Annotated in this window: 21 protein-coding genes and 1 tRNA gene; 17 read left to right on the top strand and 5 right to left on the bottom strand. The window is 57.8% G+C overall.

The genetic code is table 11. The features are described 5' to 3' along the window. The 4 genes from IEV54_RS01650 to minC all read right to left on the bottom strand — a co-directional run bounded on the left by IEV54_RS01650 (nucleotide 1) and on the right by minC (nucleotide 2,657). Nucleotides 1-636, bottom strand: a complete 636-nt coding sequence (locus IEV54_RS01650; RefSeq protein WP_150277574.1) for an RluA family pseudouridine synthase — start codon at nucleotides 634-636, stop codon at nucleotides 1-3. Between the two features lie 50 nt (nucleotides 637-686). Then, on the bottom strand, nucleotides 687-947 hold the full coding sequence (gene minE / locus IEV54_RS01655) for a cell division topological specificity factor MinE (protein ID WP_150277573.1): 261 nt from the start codon (nucleotides 945-947) through the stop codon (nucleotides 687-689). Continuing rightward, nucleotides 947-1,756: a septum site-determining protein MinD gene (gene minD, locus IEV54_RS01660; RefSeq protein WP_150277572.1), complete on the bottom strand. Its 810-nt coding sequence runs from the start codon at nucleotides 1,754-1,756 to the stop codon at nucleotides 947-949. Before minD ends, minE begins: the two co-directional genes overlap by 1 nt. A 133-nt stretch (nucleotides 1,757-1,889) precedes the next feature. After that, nucleotides 1,890-2,657 (bottom strand): septum site-determining protein MinC, encoded by a 768-nt coding sequence (minC, locus tag IEV54_RS01665; RefSeq protein ID WP_150277571.1) that lies wholly within the window; start codon nucleotides 2,655-2,657, stop codon nucleotides 1,890-1,892. 111 nt (nucleotides 2,658-2,768) lie between these two features. Between minC and IEV54_RS01670 the strand changes: the two genes are divergently transcribed. Together IEV54_RS01670 and IEV54_RS01675 are read left to right on the top strand one after the other, a co-directional pair. Continuing rightward, complete coding sequence (locus IEV54_RS01670; protein ID WP_150277570.1) at nucleotides 2,769-3,725, top strand: lipid A biosynthesis lauroyl acyltransferase; 957 nt, start codon at nucleotides 2,769-2,771, stop codon at nucleotides 3,723-3,725. Continuing rightward, the gene (locus IEV54_RS01675) at nucleotides 3,722-4,909 is read left to right on the top strand and encodes a patatin-like phospholipase family protein (protein ID WP_150277569.1); all 1,188 of its coding nucleotides are present in this window, start codon (nucleotides 3,722-3,724) and stop codon (nucleotides 4,907-4,909) included. The genes IEV54_RS01670 and IEV54_RS01675 overlap by 4 nt, the downstream gene beginning before the upstream one ends. Before the next feature lie 4 nt (nucleotides 4,910-4,913). Here the strand turns inward: IEV54_RS01675 and rapA are convergent, their stop codons facing one another. After that, entirely contained in the window at nucleotides 4,914-7,754 is a 2,841-nt protein-coding gene (gene rapA, locus IEV54_RS01680) for an RNA polymerase-associated protein RapA (protein ID WP_150277568.1), read from the bottom strand. 315 nt (nucleotides 7,755-8,069) lie between these two features. Here rapA and IEV54_RS01685 point away from each other — a divergent pair, with 315 nt between their 5' ends. From IEV54_RS01685 to IEV54_RS01750, 15 genes are all read left to right on the top strand, one after another. After that, nucleotides 8,070-8,318, top strand: coding sequence for a hypothetical protein (locus tag IEV54_RS01685; protein WP_150277567.1), 249 nt, complete (start codon nucleotides 8,070-8,072; stop codon nucleotides 8,316-8,318). 41 nt (nucleotides 8,319-8,359) lie between these two features. Next, nucleotides 8,360-8,551 (top strand): hypothetical protein, encoded by a 192-nt coding sequence (locus IEV54_RS01690; protein WP_150277566.1) that lies wholly within the window; start codon nucleotides 8,360-8,362, stop codon nucleotides 8,549-8,551. 137 nt (nucleotides 8,552-8,688) lie between these two features. Next, nucleotides 8,689-8,817: a cytochrome c oxidase subunit CcoM gene (ccoM, locus tag IEV54_RS17420; protein ID WP_263363763.1), complete on the top strand. Its 129-nt coding sequence runs from the start codon at nucleotides 8,689-8,691 to the stop codon at nucleotides 8,815-8,817. A gap of 170 nt (nucleotides 8,818-8,987) precedes the next feature. Further along, the gene (locus tag IEV54_RS01695) at nucleotides 8,988-9,629 is read left to right on the top strand and encodes a tRNA-uridine aminocarboxypropyltransferase (protein ID WP_373286417.1); all 642 of its coding nucleotides are present in this window, start codon (nucleotides 8,988-8,990) and stop codon (nucleotides 9,627-9,629) included. 185 nt (nucleotides 9,630-9,814) lie between these two features. Further along, the gene (locus tag IEV54_RS01700; protein WP_373286410.1) at nucleotides 9,815-10,645 is read left to right on the top strand and encodes an SDR family oxidoreductase; all 831 of its coding nucleotides are present in this window, start codon (nucleotides 9,815-9,817) and stop codon (nucleotides 10,643-10,645) included. Between the two features lie 184 nt (nucleotides 10,646-10,829). After that, entirely contained in the window at nucleotides 10,830-12,014 is a 1,185-nt protein-coding gene (locus IEV54_RS01705; protein ID WP_150277564.1) for a thiolase family protein, read from the top strand. 198 nt (nucleotides 12,015-12,212) lie between these two features. Continuing rightward, nucleotides 12,213-13,202: a GlxA family transcriptional regulator gene (locus IEV54_RS01710; protein WP_150277563.1), complete on the top strand. Its 990-nt coding sequence runs from the start codon at nucleotides 12,213-12,215 to the stop codon at nucleotides 13,200-13,202. 76 nt (nucleotides 13,203-13,278) lie between these two features. Next, complete coding sequence (locus tag IEV54_RS01715; protein WP_150277562.1) at nucleotides 13,279-14,493, top strand: aspartate aminotransferase family protein; 1,215 nt, start codon at nucleotides 13,279-13,281, stop codon at nucleotides 14,491-14,493. 14 nt (nucleotides 14,494-14,507) lie between these two features. Continuing rightward, entirely contained in the window at nucleotides 14,508-15,527 is a 1,020-nt protein-coding gene (astA, locus tag IEV54_RS01720; RefSeq protein ID WP_150277561.1) for an arginine N-succinyltransferase, read from the top strand. Between the two features lies 1 nt (nucleotide 15,528). Next, a complete protein-coding gene (gene astA / locus IEV54_RS01725; protein ID WP_150277560.1) occupies nucleotides 15,529-16,569 on the top strand; it encodes an arginine N-succinyltransferase in 1,041 nt (346 codons plus the stop codon). Between the two features lie 86 nt (nucleotides 16,570-16,655). Next, nucleotides 16,656-17,198, top strand: coding sequence for a glutathione peroxidase (locus IEV54_RS01730; protein ID WP_150277559.1), 543 nt, complete (start codon nucleotides 16,656-16,658; stop codon nucleotides 17,196-17,198). A gap of 126 nt (nucleotides 17,199-17,324) precedes the next feature. After that, nucleotides 17,325-19,952, top strand: a complete 2,628-nt coding sequence (alaS, locus tag IEV54_RS01735) for an alanine--tRNA ligase (protein WP_150277558.1) — start codon at nucleotides 17,325-17,327, stop codon at nucleotides 19,950-19,952. An 86-nt stretch (nucleotides 19,953-20,038) separates the two neighbouring features. Further along, on the top strand, nucleotides 20,039-21,280 hold the full coding sequence (locus IEV54_RS01740) for an aspartate kinase (RefSeq protein WP_150277557.1): 1,242 nt from the start codon (nucleotides 20,039-20,041) through the stop codon (nucleotides 21,278-21,280). A 215-nt stretch (nucleotides 21,281-21,495) separates the two neighbouring features. Continuing rightward, entirely contained in the window at nucleotides 21,496-21,681 is a 186-nt protein-coding gene (gene csrA, locus IEV54_RS01745) for a carbon storage regulator CsrA (RefSeq protein ID WP_092386879.1), read from the top strand. Nucleotides 21,682-21,741: 60 nt separating this feature from the next. Next, nucleotides 21,742-21,833 (top strand) — tRNA-Ser (locus IEV54_RS01750). Nucleotides 21,834-21,860: the final 27 nt, after the last annotated feature.

The raw sequence follows: 21,860 nt of genomic DNA on the forward strand, positions 1-21,860 counted from the left end.
TCAGAACGGTGCCGGACTATCGAAAATCATGCGTTCACCCGTCTCCGGGTGGCTTATTCCCAGGCGGGCTGCATGCAGGGCCAGGCGAGGGCAGGCGTCCAGGGCTTCCCCTTGGGCGTAGAGCTGATCGCCAAGCAATGGATGGCCAATCGATAGCATATGCACCCGCAGCTGATGTGAGCGACCGGTTATTGGGGTCAATTCCACGCGAGAATACTCGGGAAGACGCTCGATAACCCGCCAGAAGGTTTGCGCGTGCTTGCCCTGCTCGTGGTCAACAACGTGTCTGGGCTTGGTGGCAGGGTCATAGCGCAGTGGCAGCTCGATCTGACCTGTTTCCGTGTCTGGCTGGCCCCAACACAACGCGATATACATCTTCTCGGTCTCGCGGTCGTGGAACTGGCGTGACAGCTCCCGGTGGCTATCGGCGTTGCGGCCCAATACCAGCAAGCCCGAGGTTTCCCAGTCGAGCCGATGCACGATACGTGCTTCGGGGTAGCCGTTGTCCTGCAGCCGGGTAATCAGACAGTCCTTGTTGTCCTCTGCGCGACCGGGCACGGACAGGAGCATCGAAGGCTTGCACACAACAAGAAAGGACGGATCCTCATGGAGGATCGAGATTTCACTAAGGGGCATGGATCTACCAGGCATTTAGCAGGACGCCTGGCCCAGGCGTCCTGCAGGGATCAGGGCCGTTCGGGCAGGGTGATGTTCAGTTCCAGGATCGAACAGTCATCCTGATTTTCAAGGGCCACGTGGACCTGTTCACGGTCAATTTTCACGTATTTGCTGATCACGTCGATGATTTCCTGCTGCAGTTGCGGCAGGTAGTCGGGCTGGGTCCGTTGTCCCCGCTCGTGGGCGACAATGATCTGCAGACGTTCCTTGGCCATCGAAGCGGTGGTGGTCGGCTTCTTGCGATCGCGGAAATAATCAAAAATACTCATTACCGACCCCCGAACAGGCGCTGCAGAAGGCCCTTCTTTTCAGCTTCCAGGAAGCGATGCGGGACGTCTTCACCAAGCAGGCGGGAGACTGCATCACTATACGCCTGACCAGCATCGCTGGTTTCATCCATGATGACCGGCACGCCCTGGTTGGAGGCTTTCAATACCGCCTGCGACTCCGGAATAACGCCCAGCAACGGGATCGAGAGAATATCTTCTACGTCGGTTACCGAAAGCATCTCACCGTTGGCAACGCGGGCGGGGTTGTAACGGGTAAGCAACAGATGCTCGCGGATCTTTTCACCTTTCTCGGCGTGCCGCGATTTGCTGGCCAAAAGACCCAGCATACGATCTGAGTCGCGAACGGAAGAAACCTCCGGGTTAGTCACTACCACGGCCTCGTCGGCGAAATACATGGCCAGATGCGCGCCTTTCTCGATACCGGCAGGGGAATCGCAAACGATATAATCGAAGGTCTCCTTCAGCTCGTTGAGCACTCGCTCAACACCGTCTTCGGTCAGGGCGTCCTTGTCACGGGTCTGCGATGCGGGAAGAATGAACAGCTTATCGCAGCGCTTGTCCTTGATCAGGGTCTGGTTGAGATTGGAGTCGCCATTGATCAGGTTGACGAAGTCATAGACCACCCGGCGTTCGCAACCCATGATCAGGTCGAGATTGCGCAGGCCGACGTCGAAGTCGACGATAACAGTCTTGAATCCGCGCAAGGCGAGCCCGGTACCTATGGCTGCGCTGGTTGTAGTCTTGCCAACTCCGCCCTTGCCTGAGGTGACGACAATAATCTTAGCCAAAGTGACCTTCCTGTCCGATAAATTGAGTGATTTGGATGCGCCGCGACGGCGTTTTGCGAGATGCCCGGAAGACACCTTGTGATGGCTCAAGGCTACGGTTTGCGGGCGCCCGCTGATGGTTGCACAGTATCAGTCATAGGGCTGCTATCTTCAAGCTGTCACCATCCAGACATACATGGACCGCGTTCTTCCACAGAGATTCCTTGCGCAGATCTTCAGCGACCTTGTAATGGCCAGCGATGGACACCAGTTCGGCCTCCAGTGACTGACAGAAAATCCGCGCTTGGGTGTCGCCGCGCACGCCAGCCAGGGCACGTCCGCGCAAAGGTCCGTAGACGTGAATGTTGCCATCGGCGAGGAGCTCGGAGCCAGCGCTGACCGGTGCCATCACAATCAGGTCTCCGCCTGGCGCATAGACCTGCTGGCCCGAGCGTATCGGTTGGGTGACGATTCTGTTCTGGCCTGGAGCGGCTGCGGGCTCTGGGGTATCTTCTTTAGCCGGATTTTCTGCTGGCGCTGGAGCTTCGTCGCTTACCGGCATATCCACCGTGCGGTCCCGCCCACGACCGGGGGGCATCAGAACCAGTCCGCTCTGTTGGGCCAGCGGCCGGAAGTTGTCACTGCCGCGTAGTGCCACCGGTAACAGCCCGTGGTTGCGACATATCTGCAGCAGGCCTGCCAAGGTGCTTACGTTCATATGAGCGTCAAGCTTTTCCAGGCTCAGCACCACGGGCGTGTCGCGAAACAGATTGGGCGCTTGTGCCGCTTTGTCGCCCAGTTGCCGGGCAAAACGGCCGGTGTCCAGACGGACTACTTCGATCACCGTAACGGTCAGCATGCCGCCCTTGAGATTGAACACGGGGTCGTTATCCAGCAGGTCGAGATTGGTATCAACAGTCATTTCAGATCCACAGAGCACGGTTAGTGGGCACACTTATATAGATTGGCCGCGCTGATCGCAAGCTGCGCGCTGCTTGGGTAGAATGCACTTTTAATAATGATGGCGTTACTTATGAGTGCTCCGGTTTTTCGTCCCGCGCTGTTGCATCCGCGTTATTGGCCGATCTGGCTCGGCTTGGGTCTGCTCTGGCTGATGGTGCGTTTGCCTTATCGAGTTCTGTTGGGGCTCGGCCACCTGGTGGGTGCAGGCATGTTTGTGTTCATGCGCGAACGTCGGCAGGTAGCCGAGACCAATTTGCGGCTATGCTTCCCCGACTGGTCTGATGAGCGCCGCAGCCGGGTGGTTCGCGACAATTTCGATTCCAATGGTATCGCCCTGTTTGAAATGGCCATGGCCTGGTGGTGGCCACGTGATCGGCTTGCGCGTCTGGCCCGGGTTGATGGGCTCGAGCACCTGCAGCAGGCCGCCGCTGCAGGTCAGGGCGTTGTGCTCACGTCCCTGCATTTCACTACCCTGGAGCTGGGTGCAGCGCTGCTCGGCCAACGGGTAACCATCGATGGAATGTATCGTGAGCACCGTAATCCGGTGTTCGATCTGGTGCAGCGGCGGGGTCGTGAGCGCCACAATGCTGATGCCCGGGCGATCGAGCGAGAAGACGTGCGAGCCATGTTCAAGTCGCTGCGCAGTGGCAGGGCGATCTGGTATGCACCTGATCAGGACTACGGGCGCAAGGCGAGTGTATTCGTGCCCTTCTTCGGCGTGCCGGCGGCGACCGTGACGGCGACAAGTTCCTTTGCCCGTCTCGGCAAGGCCCTGGTAGTTCCTTTTACCCAGACGCGTCTACCTGATGGTCAGGGCTATCAGTTGACCGTCCATGCACCTCTGGAGAATTTCCCCAGCGGTGATGAGGTAGCCGATGCCCTGCGCATAAACCAGTGGGCTGAGCAGGCGATCTTGGAACAGCCGGAGCAATATATGTGGGTTCACAGGCGTTTCAAGACGCGTCCGGAAGGTGAAGAGCGTCCCTATGCCAAGCGGCGCAAGCGCAAGCGCCGGAGCCGGGCATGAGCGATGAGGTGCACCCTGACGACTGTGTGCCGGGCACAACGGCTCTGGTGCTCGCCGGTGGCGGTGCCAGGGCGGCCTATCAGGTGGGTGTGCTCAAGGCGATAGCGGAGTTGCTGCCTGAGCCCGCGGTTAATCCCTTCCCTGTTATCTGTGGTACCTCCGCCGGTGCGATCAACGCGTTGGCGTTAGCGTCCAATGCCGGTGACTTCGCCAATGGAATTCACAGACTGAACGCCGTGTGGGCAAATTTTCGCTGCAACCAGGTTTATCGCTCTGACTGGCCCGGTGTAATCGCCCAGGCAGTGCGCTGGACTGGCGCCAACCTCCTGGGCATAGGGCGCCGCACACCCACGTCGCTGCTGGATAATCGGCCGCTGAGGCACTTGCTGGAGAAGCACCTGCATTTCGGCCGCATCGAAGGTGCATTGAACCAGGGGCATTTGCGGGCGGTTTCGGTGAGCGCCTTCGGTTACCAGTCCGCAGAGTCGGTCTGTTTTTACCAGGGCCATGAACGTATCAAGCCCTGGAGTCGCCACCGCCGGGTCGGCATCCAGACCCAGTTGGGTATCGATCACATGATGGCGTCGGCGGCGATTCCCCTGCTGTTCATGCCCGTCAAGCTCGGCCGTGAGTGGTTTGGTGACGGTGCTGTGCGTCAGAGGGCTCCGATCAGCCCAGCCCTGCATCTGGGTGCTGACAGGGTGCTGGTCATTGGTCTGTCGGACAATCTTGCCGAATCAGTCGACACCGGTCGGCGCGCCAGAAAAGTGGGGAGCGTATTGCCGCCTACCCTCGCACAAATGGGCGGCCATCTGCTTAACAGCACCTTTGTCGACAATCTGGAGAGTGATCTGGAGCTGCTTGAGCGCATGAACCGCCTGGCGAGTTTCATGCCGGAGGACGCGCGTCAGCATGGCAAGGGTCTCTTGCCAGTGGAGGTAATGATTATTGCGCCTAGCGAGCCTCTGGATCTCATTGCCGCGCGACACCGCCGCGCATTACCCGCTTCACTGCGCACCTTTCTGCGCGGTAGCGGGGCGACACGTGCCTCCGGGGGCAGTGTGCTGAGCTATCTTTTATTCGAGGCCGAATATTGCCAGGAGCTGATCGCGCTGGGCTATCGGGATGCGATAGCCAGGCGCGAAGAGCTGCAGCGTTTCCTTGGTCTGCTTTGCGCTGTCTAGACGCTCAGCCCACCACCAGCACCCGGATGGCATCCAGCCTGATTTTGGCATGACGCAGCTGCGTCAAGCCCTCTGTCTTGTGCACGTTCAGCGTGTCTATTTCGTCCGGCCGGACCAGCGGATTGACTTCGCGCAAGGCTTGCAGTCGATTGATTTCTTCATCCAGGTCCAGGGTGAAGCGGCGGCTGGCCTCTTCAACCAGTTCCTGGTGCTTCACGTCCGCTACGCTCTCGGCCTTATTCAACATGCTCTGGATAACATCACGCTGACTTTTTGCGATCTTGCTGGCAAGGTGTCGAGGTACGCTGTCCAGTTGTCCATCCAGGGTATCAAAGGCCACCTTGGCCGCCAGATCGTTACCGGTGACATCCAGCAAACACCGAACCGGCGTAGGCGGTAGATAGCGCTGCAGCTGCAAAGCCCGAGGTGCAATCGCCTCGCTGACAAACAGGCATTCCAGAAGCAGAGTGCCGGGTTTGAGCGCCTTGTTCTTCAATACGGCTACCGCGCTGTTACCCATGCTGCCGGCCAGTACCAGATCCATACCTCCCTGAAGCATGGGGTGCTCCCAGGTAATGAACTGCATGTCTTCCCGGGTAAGAGCTGTTTCGCGGTCATAGGTGATGGTCACACCTTCTTCATCACCCAGCGGGAATCCGGCGTCCAGCATGCGCTCGCCGGGCCGCAGAATGAGCGCGTTATCGGAGTGATCTTCGCTATCGATACCAAACACATCAAACAGCCGCTCCATGTATATAGCGAGCTGAAAGTCATTGTCCTGGGTTTCGATGGTTTCGATCATCTGCTGGGCATCGCCATGGCCGCGGGAATGGATCTCCAGCAGCCGATCGCGTCCGGCGTGCAACTCCTCCTCAAGCTCCAGCCGGCGGCTGCGTGCTTCGGCGAGCAGTAGTGTCCAGTCTTCCGGATCGGGGTTATCGAGCTGGTCTTGTAGCCGTACTCCGAACTCGTGTTGCAGTGCGTTGCCGGTCGGGCAGGTTTCCTCGAAGGCGTTGAGGGCCTGGTGGTACCAGACAAACAGTCGCTCCTGGGCCGTGTCCTGGAGATAGGGCACGTGTAGCTGGATGGTTTGCTGTTGGCCGATCCTGTCCAGACGGCCGATGCGCTGTTCGAGCAGGTCGGGGTGAGCGGGCAGGTCGAACATGACCATATGATGGGCAAACTGGAAGTTGCGCCCTTCACTGCCAATCTCGGAACAGATCAGTACCTGGGCGCCAAACTCTTCGTCGGCAAAAAATGCTGCCGCGCGGTCACGTTCGATAATGGACATGCCCTGGTGGAATACGGCCGCAGGAATACCGCTACGCACGCGCAGGGCGTCGTCGAGGTCCATTGCTGTGCCGGCATGGGCGCAGATCACCAGTACCTTGCTACGTTTGAGGGTTTTCAGCGTGTCGATCAGCCAGCCAACCCGCGGATCCTCCTGCCACCAGGGAGCGGGAGTGGCTTCAATGCCGGTCTGGAAGTCAGTCTCGGGATAGATCGCGCTGCGGCCCTGCAAGTCAAGATAAAGGTCCGGACAGGGCAATGCATTGGCGTGCAATTGGCGCTCTGGAAAGCCACTGATCGCGGCGCGGGTATTGCGATAGAGCACCCGGCCTGTGCCATGGCGGTCGAGTAACTGGCGGATCAGACTGTCGCGCGCTTCGCTTGCCGTATTGCCTGGCTTGTCCAGTTGATCGAGCAGGTCGTCGGAATTGCCGCCAAGCCACTGGCTGATGGCCTGTCGCTCGTTATCTGCCAGGGGCTTGGCATCGACCAGGGTTTGCACCGCTTCGGCCACGGGTTGGTAGCTTGAGGCCTCTTCACGAAAAGCTTCGAGATCGTGGAAACGGTCCGGATCCAGCAACCGCAGTCGGGCAAAGTGGCTCGCCTGGCCAAGCTGTTCGGGCGTGGCTGTGAGCAACAGGACACCGGGGATTCTGCCAGCGAGCTGTTCGACCAGTTCGTATTCGGGGCTGGGTTCATCCTCGTCCCAGACCAGGTGATGTGCTTCATCGACCACCAGCATATCCCAGTCGCTGGCTTGCAGGCACTGGCGGGCGAAGGGGTTGTCCAGAAGAAACTCGAGCGCTACCAACGCAAGCTGCTCTTCTTCGAACGGATTATCCTCGGCACCCTGGCAGCGTTCGATATTGAACAGGGCAAAGCGCAGATTGAACCGGCGCTGCATTTCTACCAGCCATTGATGCTGCAGGTTCTCAGGCACAACGATGAGTACCCGTTTGACCCGCCCGGTTTGCAACTGACGATGAATGACCAGGCCCGCTTCGATGGTCTTGCCCAGACCTACTTCGTCGGCTAGCAGAACCCGGGGGGCAATGCGATCGGCCACATCGCGGGCGATATGCAACTGATGCTCGATAGGCTGCGTGCGCACACCGGCCAGACCAAGCAGGGGAGAGCGTTGAATGCGGCAATGATGGCGCAGGCTTTCATAACGCAGACTGAACCAGGGCAGAGGGTCTATCTGACTGGCAAACAGCCGGTCGCTGGCAAGTCGAAACTGGATGAAGTTGTCCAGCATGGTTTCAGCAAACTCTGCAGGCTCATTGTTTTCCTTCAGCCCGCTATAAACCAGCAGCCCGTCCTGTTCGCTTACGGCAGTTACCGTCAGGGCCCAACCTTCGTGATGCGTGATGTTGTCGCCGGGGCTGAATCGCACACGGGTAAGTGGCGCATTTCGCAGCGCGTAGTGGCGGGTTTCGCCGCTGGCCGGGAAAAGAATGACCAGTAAACGTTCGTCCTGCGACAGCAGCGTGCCGAGTCCCAGTTCCGATTCGCTGTCACTTACCCAGCGTTGCCCCGGGGTATATATCGTCATGCCGCTCTCCTGCCCATCCGGAAAAGGCCAGTATATTAACTGAACATGTCCGGCGCAGAAACCGCTTATAGTCGACCTGTTGGCCTGTGAAATTCGTGTCCACGGCTGATTAAAGTTGCAAAATGTGGGTCGGATCACACAATCGGGGGATAAAGAAGAGGAATTCGTGGTCGATAAGATAAGAGCCTGGATGTTGAACCGAAGTCAGTTGATCGGAGCCGGGACACCTTATATCAGGCATCGGGGCGATCGGATTGTCGTCAACGCTGCTCATCAGTGCGTCGGCCTGCTGCAGTCAGGCCCAGTGAGGCAGCCATGCTTATACCCAATCTTCCCGTGCTCGGAGCACAGCAGGATCCCGTCAAGACCAAACGCAATGTCCAGCCCACCGCTGAGGCGGAGCGGGTGCACGAACATATGGAGCGTTCGGGTGAGCGCCGTCAGCGAGCCGAGGGACATTTTCCTGATCGGCGTCGCAATCGTGCTCGCCGCAAGCCGGTGAATGAACGCCGCGATATTGACGACCTGCCAAGCAAGGGCCTGCTGGTTGACATACAAGTCTGAAGGGGTGCTAACCTAAGCGCCAAAGCCTGGGACCCTGCGCCGTGACAGAGAAAACTGAACCTCTACCTGTAATCGATTTTGCCACCAGACGTAAGGAGCGCCTGCACCTGGTTCATGAAGCGCGTCTGGAAAAAATGCGTGGCGAGTTCGAAAAAGCCTTTCCGTTGCCGGGCAAGCCAGCGACTAAACTGACCAGGCCCACCAAGAAAAAAAAGAAGCCCCGCAAGCCCTGACACGGGTCACTGCTGCTTTAACCCCGGCACCTGAATTCCAGCACCTGCAAAATTCCTTCTCTTAATTGATCCGCGTCAATAACCCTGACAATGTGCAGGGGTATTCTTCAAGCATGGGCAATCAGAGGAGAGACCTCATGTTTATTGATGAAGTGGTACTTGCCGGGGTAGGGACAGTAGGTTTGATGATCGCATTTCTGGGTGGTGTGGCTCTGTTCATCTGGCGAGACAGCCACAAGAAGAAGCGTGGTCAAAAAGCCCCTTGAAATTTCAGGGGCCGGCGTCTGGCCGGCCCCAAACCAGTGCATGGCTCGCAAGGCCTTTGGCGGATCCCGTTATAGAGATCCGCTTTTTTTTGTTCGGCTGTTTCGGCGCACGCAGATACTGAGTAGGATTTAGCCACATTTGCCTTGATTGAGCTCCTGTGACCAAGCCCTTGAAAGCGCGCTGCGCTGTTTGTCTGCGGCCTGCAAATTTTTGTTTGTGCGCGCTGATCCCAACCCTGCAATGTGCCACTCGCATCCTGGTGATCCAGCATCCGCAGGAGCAGAAGCATGCGCTTAATACCGGTCGCTTGCTGGTTGCCGGGTTGGCGCATGCTGACCTTCTCGTAGCCGAGCAACTGCCTCCTGATTCGCCCGTTCTGCAACAGATATCGGATCCAGCCTGGTTCACCGAATTGCTTTTTCCGGGCGAAAGGGCTCAATTGCCAGTGCCGGCGCAATCAGGTGATGAACGTCCCCGGCGCCTTGTCCTGATTGATGGTACCTGGCGCAAGGCGCGCAAGATCCTCATGCTCAACCCCGTATTACAGAATCTGCCACGCGTTTGCCTGCCAGGTGGCCTGGTCAGCCGCTATCGCCTGCGCAAGACCAGGGTGCCGGACGCACTCTCTACTATCGAGGCGGGTGTTCATGCTCTGCAAATGATAGAGCCTGACCGCGACTATTCGGCCCTCCTGCACCCTTTCGAAGCGCTGATCGAGGGTCAGATCGAAGCCATGGGGGTCGAGTGCTATGAACGTAATCACAGCCCCTTGGTATGTGGTTATGTGAATTCCAGGCCAGCAAAGGATTAAGCCCCGGCGGCACATTCACCCGACAAAGCGTAAAGGGCGAACGGTTATTCGCAGAATTTATAATGCTCGGTTTTTGCTATCTGCGTCGCAGCTTGTGTTTAGACTGGAACCGGTAATTAGGTTTGAGACAAAACAACAAAATGCATCCCGCGCTGTTAGTCGGAGTGCGACCGGAGGTAGTGAACATGCAGTCAAATATGCACACTGGCGGGCAGCGGATAGTGGTAACAGGGGCCGGCAGCGGTCTGGGTCGTGAACTGGCACTGCGTTATGCCCGAGAGGGTGCACGCCTGGTGCTGGCAGACATCCAGGAAGCTGGTCTCAGAGAAACCCTGGAAATGGTCGAGGCCGCAGGTGGCAAGGGTTTCTGGCAGCGCTGTGATGTTCGTGACTTCAGTCAGTTGGCTGCCCTGGCCCAGAGTTGCGATGAGCGAATGGGCGGCATCGATGTGCTGATCAATAACGCCGGGGTGGCTTCTGGTGGATTCTTCTGGGATCTTACCCTCGAGGACTGGGAGTGGCAGATCAGTATCAATCTGATGGGGGTAGTCAAGGGTTGCAAGGCGTTCGTTCCGATGCTGATGAAGCAGAAACAGGGACGCATCATCAATATCGGCTCCATGGCCGCGTTGATGCAGGCCCCCGGCATGAGTAATTACAACGTGGCCAAGGCCGGAGTTGTGGCGCTTTCGGAAAGTCTGATGGCGGAACTTCACCCGATGGGCATCAAGGTCAACGTGGTGTGCCCGTCTTTCTTCCAGACCAATCTGCTGGATTCTTTTCGCGGCCCGGATCAGGCCGCCAAGCAACAGGTAGCCAAGTTGCTCGAGAGTTCGCCCATCAGTGCGGCTGATGTCGCTGATGTTGTCTACAGGGAAAGTGAGGCGGATATATTCATGATCCTTCCCCATGAAGCGGGTCGTGTTGCCTGGGCAGCCAAGCAGGCCAATCCACAGGTCATTTATGACGAGATGATCCGCCTTGCCGGGAAGAAGCTGGAGCCCTCTGCTGGCTGAGCGCCGACATGTTCTGCGCATGCTCGGGTATCACGCGGAATGATGATAGTACCCGCGCCACGGTGCGGGTTTTAGTCTCCGGGCCCTGCTAAAGTCCTCGTCCGAAGGGACTGCGTTAACTGTTGCCCAAACTCTGGTTCTGTATCAGTTGCTCCGAACCGACAAACTCAATCGAGGTATCAATATGCGTGAAGTGGTTATCGTAGACAGCGTTCGCACCGGTCTGGCCAAGTCGTTTCGTGGCAAATTCAACATCACTCGGCCCGATGACATGGCCGCCCATTGCGTCAATGCCCTGATCGAGCGCACTGGAATTGATCCTCTGCTGGTTGATGACTGCATTGTGGGTGCCGGTTCCAACGAAGGTGCGCAGGGCTACAATATCGGTCGCAACGTCGCCGTATTATCGGGCCTGGGTATCAATGCCGCAGGTATGACGCTAAACCGTTTCTGCTCGTCCGGTCTGCAGTCGATCGCCATCGCGGCCAACCAGATCGCCTCAGGCTGCTCCGACGCGATAGTCGCCGGTGGTGTCGAGTCCATCACCATGACGGCCAAGAGCCGCAACACGGATCACCTCTACAATCCGCGCCTTGAAGAAGAGCTGCCCGGTATCTATTACCCCATGGGTCAGACTGCCGAGGTAGTAGCGCGCCGCTACAATGTCAGCCGCGCAAGCCAGGATGCCTATGCTCTGCAGAGCCAGCAGCGTACTGCGCGTGCCCAGGCTGAAGGTCTGTTCAATGACGAGATCGTGCCGATGCCGGTCAAGTATCAGGTACAGGACAAGACGACCGGCGAAATCAGCATTGTTGAAGGCGTGGTTGATCGTGACGAGTGCAACCGTCCGGAAACGACGCTGGAAGGTCTGAACAGCCTGAAGCCGGTGTTCGCTGAAGACGGTTCGGTTACTGCCGGCAACGCTTCCCAGTTGTCTGACGGTGCTTCCATGACCCTGGTCATGAGCCTTGAGAAAGCGTTGGAGCTGGGCCTCAAGCCCAAGGCCTACTTCCGGGGTTTCACCGTTGCTGGATGTCAGCCTGATGAAATGGGTATCGGCCCGGTCTACTCGGTACCCAAGCTGCTCGAAGCCCGCGGTCTGAAGGTCGAGGACATTGATCTGTGGGAACTGAATGAAGCCTTTGCCTCACAGTGCCTGTATGCGCGTGATTATCTGGGTATCGACAACGAGAAGTACAACGTCAACGGTGGTTCAATCTCCATTGGTCACCCCTTCGGCATGACCGGTTCGCGTCAGGTCGGTCACCTGGTTCGTGAGCTCCAGCGTCGTAACCTGCGTTACGGTATCGTTACCATGTGCGTCGGCGGTGGCATGGGCGCTACCGGCCTGTTTGAAGTGTACAAGTAAGCCCCAAGGCCAGGCTCCGACTGCCCATGCAAGGGTAGCCGGTCAGAAGGGATGCAGCGTTACAGCGCTGCGTCCCTTTTTTTTGCCTGCGATCCGGTGCCCGATACCAGCGGCCAGGGGCTTGTGGCACAATGCGCCTTTGCATAACAGGGCTGAATCGGAACATGTGCAGGTCGCATGGCGATGGTGGGGCAAGGCATGGCAGTTGAGCTGCGAAGGGTAGCCTTCGTGCTGTGGCCAGGCACCCATCCGTCTGCCGTAATGCCGGCTCTGGCGGTATTGCGCTCAGCCAACAGAATGGCCGAAGCCGAACTGTATAGCGTTGAGTGCTTCACGCTGGACGATCAGCCGCTGATCAGTGACGAGGGCTGGCAACTGCCAGCCCGTCCCTGGAGCTGCGAGCATGCCACCCACGACCGTCTCTGGCTCGTGGCAGACGGCGTGGCCTTGCCCTCATCCTTGCCCGTTGGCCTGGCAAATCAATGTCGCAACCTGATTCGCGCGGGCCAGGTGATAGGTGCTCTGGAAGGGGGGGTTTATCCCCTGGCCATGAGCGGACTGCTGGATGATTGTCGCTGCGCGGTGCATTGGCGAATGATCGATGACTTTCGTGAACGTTTTCCGGCGGTTCTAGCTGGTAGCGAGCTTTTCGTCCAGGACCGCGGGCGGATGAGTAGCAGTGGGGGCCAGGCTACCCAAGACCTGTTTCTGGCCCTCCTGGCTGAAGAGCGCGACCCAGACCTTGCTGCTATGGTAGCTGAGGAGCTGGTGGTAGAGCGCCTGCGCGATGGTAGTGAGCGTCAGCGAGTCCCTTTGCGTAATCGCCTTGGCAGTACACATCCGAAGTTGACCCAGGCGGTGATCCTCATGGAGTCGAACATCGAAGAGCCTTTGACCACCGATGAAATTGCCCGACATGTGTGCGTGTCACGTAGGCAGCTTGAGCGTATTTTCAAGCAGTATCTCAATAGCGTACCGTCACAGTACTATCTTGAATTACGGCTCAACCGCGCCCGACAATTATTATTGCAGACCAGTAAATCGATTATCCAGATCGGACTGTCCTGCGGCTTCTCGTCGGGGCCACACTTTTCCAGCGCGTACCGTAATTGTTTCGGGATAACGCCGCGTGAGGATCGTAACCAGCGACGTGCGCAGCAGGCAATGGATGTGGCATCCAGGGCCTGAAGGGTAGTCAGGTGCAGGGTATAACAAGCAAAGCAGATCAGGATAATGGCCCTGAGGGGCAGAGGAGAGCAGTCGGATGTCAGATGTAATGCAGGTAGGCCGGGCGGATTTCGACCGGGTCATGGTCCCCAACTACGCTCCTATCGATATGATCCCGGTGCGCGGTGAGGGTTCGCGCCTGTGGGACCAGCAGGGTCGCGAGTATGTCGACCTGGCCGGGGGTATCGCTGTGAATGTACTGGGCCACGCCCATCCGCAACTGATCGACGCGCTCACCGAGCAAGCCGGCAAGCTCTGGCATGTGTCCAATGTGCTGACCAACGAGCCTGCGCTGCGTCTGGCCAGCAAACTGGTCGATGCCACCTTTGCAGACAAGGTGTTTTTCGCCAATTCCGGCGCCGAAGCCAACGAGGCCGCTTTCAAGCTGGCCCGGCGCTGGGCCCATGAAACCGTCGGCCCCGACAAGCATGAGATCATTGCCTGTACCAACAGTTTTCACGGACGCACTTTGTTTACCGTCAGTGTTGGCGGTCAGCCCAAGTACTCGCAGGGCTTCGGTCCGGCACTGGAGGGCATCAGTCACGTGCCCTACAACGACCTTGCTGCACTGGAGCGGCAGATATCATCACGTACCTGCGCGGTGGTTATCGAGCCGATTCAGGGTGAAGGCGGGGTAATACCCGCAGCGCCGGGGTATCTGCAGGCTGTCCGGGAACTATGTGATCGGCATGGCGCGTTGCTGATCTTCGACGAGGTGCAGAGCGGCATGGGGCGTACCGGCAAACTATATGCCTATATGCACAGTGATGTGACGCCGGACATTCTCACCAGCGCCAAGAGCCTGGGGGGCGGCTTCCCGATTGCTGCAATGCTGACCACCGACGCCATTGCTGCGCACTTTGCGGTCGGCACCCATGGCAGTACCTACGGTGGCAACCCCCTGGGGTGCGCGGTGGCCGAACGGGTGCTGGACATTATTAATACCGAGCAGGTTCTGGCCGGTGTTGATGCTCGTCACCGGCTGCTGGTCGACGGCATCATGACGGTAAACCGGGAGTTTTCCGTTTTTTCCCAGGTGCGCGGCCAGGGTTTGCTGCTGGGTGCGGTATTGGCCGATGCATGGCGCGGTCAGGCCAGGCAGATCCAGGAAGCCGCACAGCGGGAAGGGCTGCTGGTATTGCAAGCCGGCCCTGATGTGATGCGCATGGCCCCCAGCCTGGTTATCAGTGAAGCTGATATCACTGAAGCCATGCAGCGCCTGCACAAGGCCCTTGGCCACCTGGCTGAATAACCGCGGAGAGCGCCATGCTGGTTCAACGCCTGAGCAGAGTCTCGGATCTTCCCGAAATTCGCCGTCTGGCCGCATCCAGTCCGGCAGGCGTCACTGCGCTGCCGGATGATGAGGTTTTACTTGCGGAGATTCTCGAGGCGTCCGAGGCATCCATGACCGAGGAGATCAGCTTCAGTGGGGAGGAGCGCTATTTCTTTGTTATCGAGGATACGCTCAGTGGCGCACTGGCAGGCTGCAGTAGCGTGGTGGCCTCAGCGGGCTTCAGCGAACCTTTTTATGCCTTTCGCAACGAAATGTTTGTGCACGCTTCCAGGCAGCTCGGGCTGCATAACCGCATGCATGTGCTGTCGCTGTGTCATGACCTGACGGGGCACAGCCTGCTTTCCGGCTTTCATCTGGAGTCGGCTTTTCAGCATGCCGACGCAGTGACCCTGAATGCGCGGGGTCGGCTTCTGTTCATGGCCAGCCACCCCCAGCGTTTCGCTGAATCGACTTCGGTGGAAATCGTCGGTGTAAGCGATGAGCAGGGTAACGCCCCTTTCTGGGACGCGGTTGGGCGGCATTTTTTCGCGGTCACCTATAGTGAGGCCGAGCGTATCGGAAGTAGTCGCGGGCGCAGTTGTCTGGCCGAGCTGATGCCCGGTTATCCGATTTATGTCCCTATGCTTTCCGACGAGGCCCAGGAAGTAATAGGTCAGGTGCATCCGTCGGCCGAGCGTGTGTTTGATCTGCTGATGCAGGAAGGTTTCGAGACTGATAATTACGTGGATATATTCGATGGTGGACCGGTAGTGCATGCGCGGACCCGTGAATTGCATACGGTGCGCAATAGCCTAGTGGTTCCTGTGGAAGTGGGGCAGATGGCCACAAGTGGTGAAAGCTGGCTGGTTGCCAATGAGCGGATCAGCGATTTCCGAGCCTGCGTGATGCCGCTGGCTGTCCTGCCAGGCCAGCCGGTAGTGCTCGATCAGCGTATGGCAGATTTGCTGGGTGTGGTAACCGGGGATACATTGCGACTGGCGAGGGAGGTCTGACATGCTCGTACGTGCAGCCCGGGTCACTGATATTGGTAGTCTTCTGGAGCTCGCTGTCAACGCGGGGGCCGGACTGACAACGCTACCTGCGAGCGAAGAGCGTCTGTTGCGCCGCCTGCAGAATGTGGAGCAGAGTTTCCTTGGGCGGGTAGAGCGAGCCGACAGCGATTACCTTTTTGTGCTGGAAAATGAAATCGGTCAGGTAGTAGGCACCAGTGGGATGCTGGGCTCGGCGGGTATGCGCGAGCCGTGGTACAGCTACCGGATGGGGCTGACGGTGGCAGCCAGTCGCGAGTTGGATGTGTATCGTCAGCAACCGACCCTTTTTCTGGTCAACGATCTGACCGGTGCGACTGCATTGTGCTCACTGTATTTGCCGGAGCAGTATCGCCAAAGCGATATAGCGAGGCTGATTTCAAAAGCACGCTTCCTGTTCATGGCCGAGTTCATTGGCTCTTTCTCTCCCCGCGTCATTGTGGAAATGCGTGGGCGTTCCGACCGCGACGGCCGCTCCCCCTTCTGGGATAGTCTTGGCCAGCACTTTTTTCGCATGGATTTCGCGCGCGCGGACTATCTCACCGGTATGGGCAACAAGGCGTTCATTGCCGAAATGATGCCCAAGTTTCCCCTGTATGCCTGTTTTCTGAGCGAAGCGGCTCGAGAGGCGATTGGAAAGGTACATCCCGACTCCGAGGCCGGGTTGGCGATTGTTCAGGAAGAGGGTCTCAGCTACCAGGGTTACATCGATATATTTGATGGCGGCGCAACACTGGAGGCGCCGCTTGCCCAGGTCCGATCGGTCAGTGAGAGCCGGGTGCTGGTGCTGGCTATCGGCACGCCGGGGGATGATGCCGAGCCCTTTCTCATTCACAATCGCAGTCGCTACGATTGCCGCATGATCAGCGCCCCGGCGCGCATGGCTGCGGGGACTCTAGTGGTTTCCCGTGATAGCGCGGAAAGTCTCGGTCTGCGTTCTGGAAAGCCAGTCAGGGCGGTATCGCTGTGCGGCAACGAATCCAGAGTTCAGCCTTACGCCAGGTGACACAACGGCTTACATGAGTCTTCTTGGTCCGCTGCCGCCAGGTTCCTATACTCCGCTCTCTACCCACGCATCATGGAGCATTCCCCATGCGCCGCTTTGCCTCTACCTCGGTGCTATTGATCTGTGTCTTTGCCAGTCAGTCGGTCCTGGCTGATTGCGCCGCCATTCTGCAGCATGAAATGCCGGCATTGCGCTCCAAGGATACCGTCGACCTGTGCGAACGCTTCGCCGGCAAGCCCTTGTTGATTGTCAATACAGCCAGTTTTTGCGGCTTTACTCCACAGTTCAAGGGGCTGGAAGCCCTTTATCAACGTTACCGCGGGCAGGGCCTGGAAATTCTCGGTGTGCCCTCCAACGATTTCCGGCAAGAGGCTGCGGAGATCGAAAAGGTAGCCGATGTCTGCTACGTCAATTATGGCGTGACCTTTGCCATGACAGATCCCCAGACGATAACCGGTGCCGATGCCCACCCGTTGTACCGTCAGTTGACCGATGCCACCGGCCAGCCTCCAGGTTGGAATTTTCACAAGTACCTGATCGACAGGGACGGGCGGGTAGTCGGTGATTTTGCCAGCCAGGTGGCGCCCGATGCCCCCGCGCTCGTCAAGGCCATTGAATTGGCACTCTGACCCGCACTCTCTTTGTCATAATCGGCTTGAGGCATGATGCATGTGGGCGCCTGATGCTTATATAATGCGCGCCAGACCACGCCTGCGCCCGGAGCTCAGGCTGCACCCGATTCTGGTAGGGAATTTATGAAAAGCGCAGAGATTCGAGAAGCATTCCTCCAATTTTTCGAACATAAGGGCCACACACGTGTGGCGTCCAGTTCGTTGATACCGGAGAACGATCCGACCCTGCTATTCACCAACGCGGGGATGAACCAGTTCAAGGACTGTTTTCTGGGTCTGGAGACCCGCGCCTACACCCGCGCTGCCAGCAGCCAGAAATGCGTGCGCGCCGGCGGTAAACACAACGATCTGGAAAACGTTGGCTATACAGCTCGGCACCACACCTTTTTCGAGATGCTGGGCAACTTCAGCTTCGGGGACTATTTCAAGCGCGATGCGATTCTCTACGCTTGGGAATTCCTGACTTCGGACAAATGGCTGAACCTGCCCAAGGATAAGCTCTGGGTCACGGTGTACGCCACGGACGACGAAGCCTATGACATCTGGACCAGGGAAGTTGGCGTACCCGAAGCGCACATGGTGCGCATTGGTGACAACAAGGGCGCACCCTATGCTTCGGACAATTTCTGGGCGATGGGCGATACCGGTCCATGCGGTCCGTGCAGCGAAATATTCTACGATCATGGACCTGATATATGGGGCGGCCCCCCGGGTAGCCCCGAAGAGGACGGTGACCGCTACATTGAGATCTGGAACAACGTCTTCATGCAGTTCAATCGTACGGTAGAGGGCGAAATGCAGCCTCTACCTGCTCCCAGTGTCGATACCGGCATGGGCCTGGAGCGGATCAGTGCGGTAATGCAGCATGTGCACGCAAACTATGAAATAGATCTGTTCCAGAACCTGCTGCAGGCTTCGGCCAAGGCGATCGGCTGCGAGCATGACGATGCGGCGTCGCTGAAAGTGGTGGCTGACCATATCCGCTCTTGCAGCTTTCTGATCGCCGATGGCGTGGTGCCGTCCAACGAAGGCCGCGGTTATGTATTGCGCCGTATCATTCGCCGGGCCTGCCGACACGGCAACAAATTGGGCGCTCAGGGCGTGTTTTTCCACAAGATCGTTACGGCATTGGTCGCCGAGATGGGAGAAGCCTTTCCGGAGCTTAAAGCCCGTCAAGCGCACGTCGAGCGGATTCTCAAGACCGAGGAAGAGCAATTTGCCAAGACCCTCGAGCAGGGTCTGAAGATTCTCGAACAGGATCTGGCCAGTTTGAAGGGCACCGAGATCCCGGGTGACGTGGTCTTCAAGCTGTATGACACCTACGGTTTTCCGATGGATCTGACCGGAGACATTGCTCGCGAGCGTGGACTGACGCTGGATGAGGCAGGATTTGAAAGTGCTATGCAGGCCCAGCGTGAACGCGCCCGCTCTGCCAGTCAGTTCGGGATGGATTACAACAGCCTGGTCAAGATTGACCTGGAAACCGAGTTTCAGGGTTACGAAGGTACTCAGGGCGCGGGCGAGGTAGTTGCATTATTCCGTGAGGGGCAGGAGGTCGAGTGGCTGCGCGATGGTGAAAAAGGCGTGGTCATACTCGATACGACACCCTTCTATGCCGAGTCTGGCGGGCAAGTGGGGGATACCGGATATTTCGAGATAACCACAAGCGGCCTGCGTTTCGATGTGCGTGACACCACCAAGAATGGTGCGGCGCATCTGCATCATGGTGTCGTGGCCAGTGGTGAATTGCGCAAGGGTGACCAGGTAAAAGCGGTGGTTGACGGTGATATTCGCCAGGCGACCAAGCTTAATCACTCGGCTACCCATCTTCTGCACGCGGCGCTGCGTCAGGTGCTCGGGGACCATGTCCAGCAGAAGGGCTCCCTGGTTGACAGTCAAAGGTTGCGGTTTGATTTCAGTCACTTCGAGTCGATTAGTGCGCAGCAGCTGCGCGAGCTGGAAGACATGGTCAATGAGCAGATTCGCCTCAACACGGCTGTTGCGATCGAGGTGACCGATATTGAAACCGCAAAGAACAAGGGTGCAATGGCCCTGTTTGGTGAAAAGTACGGCGATCGGGTTCGCGTGCTGACTATGGGTGATGGCTTCTCGGTTGAGCTCTGTGGTGGTACCCATGTTAGCCGCACAGGTGATATCGGCCTGCTGAAAATCACCAGCGAAACCGGTATTGCTGCGGGCGTGCGGCGTATCGAGGCAGTGACGGGAGCAGGCGCGCTAGAGTTGACTCGCGAAGCTGACGACCAGTTGCGGCAAATCGGTCAGGCAGTCAAGGGTGGCCGGGAAAACCTGCTGGACAAGGTTGCGTCACTGGTGGAGCGAAGCCGACAGCTGGAGAAGGACGTAGAGCAGCTCAAGGCCAAGTTGACCAGTGCCGCAGGTAGTGACATGGCGTCCGAAGCTAAGGAAGTTGGCGGAATGCCAGTTCTGGTCAAACGGGTAGACGGTCAGGATGGCAAAGCGCTGCTGGGGCTGGTGGATCAGCTGAAAAACAAGCTTGGATCGGCCGTAGTGCTGCTGGCAGGTGAGTTCGATGGCAAGGTCGTGCTGGTTGCCGGTGTCACCAAGGATCTTGTTGGCCGCGTAAAGGCCGGTGATCTGATCCGCAATGCTGCTGCCGTGGTTGGCGGCAAGGGCGGAGGGCGTCCGGATATGGCTCAGGGTGGTGGTGTTGACGTGGCTGCGATCGACAGGGCGCTAACCGATGCTGCCAGTTGGCTGGGCGAGCAGTAGAGGCAGGTCAAACAAGGATCAGTTGCCTGAGGGTGGCTGACGAACCGTCGGGAAACCGATATTCACAGGGGGCTGGTGCAAACATAATGGCACTTATTGTCCAGAAGTTTGGTGGTACCTCGGTTGGCAGTGTCGAGCGCATTTGCCAGGTAGCCGAGAAGATCAAAGGGTTCAGATCTCGGGGTGTGGACCTGGTCGTCGTTGTGTCTGCAATGAGTGGCGAAACCAATAGGCTGATCGATCTGGCTAGGCAGGTTCAGAGTGAACCTGATCCGCGCGAAATGGACGTCATCCTGTCCACCGGTGAACAAGTCACCATTGGTCTGTTGGCCATGGCTCTCAAGGCGATCAATGTACCGGCAGTTTCCTACACCGGATCACAGGTTCGCATAGTGACTGACAATGCGCACAACAAGGCGCGTATTCAGCATATTGACGATGCCAATATCCGCGGTGAGCTCGCTGCGGGCAAAGTGGTTATCGTGGCTGGCTTTCAGGGCGTTGACGAGCAGGGCAACATCACCACCCTGGGGCGTGGCGGCTCGGACACAACTGGGGTGGCTCTTGCAGCTGCGCTCAAGGCAGATGAGTGCCAGATCTATACCGACGTGGATGGCGTCTATACTACAGACCCGCGGGTCGTGGAGAGTGCCAGGCGTCTCGAGCGCATCACATTTGAAGAGATGCTCGAAATGGCCAGCCTTGGCTCCAAGGTATTGCAGATAAGATCGGTGGAATTCGCCGGCAAATACAATGTGCCGTTGCGCGTTCTGCATAGTTTCAAGGAGGGTCCCGGGACCCTGATCACGTTCGAGGATGATGCTTCAATGGAACAACCCGTCATTTCCGGTATTGCCTTTAACCGCGACGAAGCCAAGCTGACTATTCGGGGCGTGCCGGATGTACCGGGCGTGGCCTTCAAGATACTCGGCCCGATCAGCGCTGCTAATATAGAAGTGGATATGATCGTGCAGAACGTTTCGAGCGATAACACCACCGATTTTACCTTCACCGTGCATCGCAACGATTTGCGCAAGGCTGAAGAGATCTTGCGTCAGGTAGCCGATAACCTGGGTGCGCGGGAAGTTGGGGGTGACAACAAGATTGCCAAGGTCTCGATTGTCGGTGTGGGTATGCGCTCACATGCGGGTGTGGCGAGCCAGATGTTTGAGGCCTTGTCCAATGACAGTATCAATATCCAGATGATATCCACCTCCGAAATCAAGATTTCGGTGGTGATTGACGAAAAGTATCTCGAGCTGGCGGTGCGCAGTCTGCACAGTGCCTTTGGCCTTGATGCCGATTCGGCTACCGAAGATCATCTGTAAAGGTTTGCGGTTGCGCGGTGAGCGTAATCGCGGGGGCGTGGTTTCTGGCTGTCGCGTCCCATCTGTCCTTCAGTTGCTGAGGTATGCGTCACAACGTCAAGGCGAACGAGTTGTTCTCTTGCGTTGTCATACGGTTACCGCAGCGGCAGGGTGACAGGCAACATGCCGGTTTTTTGCAGACTGCTGTGTCCTGATCATGAGCAAGGAGAAATGGAATGCTTATTTTGACTCGAAGGGTTGGTGAGACCCTGATGGTAGGTGATGAAGTCACTGTAACCGTACTGGGCGTAAAGGGTAATCAGGTACGAATTGGGGTTAATGCCCCCAAGGAAGTGGCCGTGCACCGCGAAGAAATCTATCAGCGCATCCAGAAAGAAAAGGATGACGAACCAAATAGTTAATTTCATTGAGTTTTTGTTTGCATTAAAGGCAGCGCGCAGTTACTATTTTGCGCGTGTTACGGAGAGGTGGCCGAGTGGCTGAAGGCGCTCCCCTGCTAAGGGAGTATACCTGTTAAAGGGTATCGCGGGTTCGAATCCCGCCCTCTCCGCCACTTATGTGGTATAGGGTTGGTCATACG

Source organism: Halopseudomonas salina, assembly GCF_014637955.1.
Classification (GTDB): Bacteria; Pseudomonadota; Gammaproteobacteria; order Pseudomonadales; family Pseudomonadaceae; genus Halopseudomonas; species Halopseudomonas salina.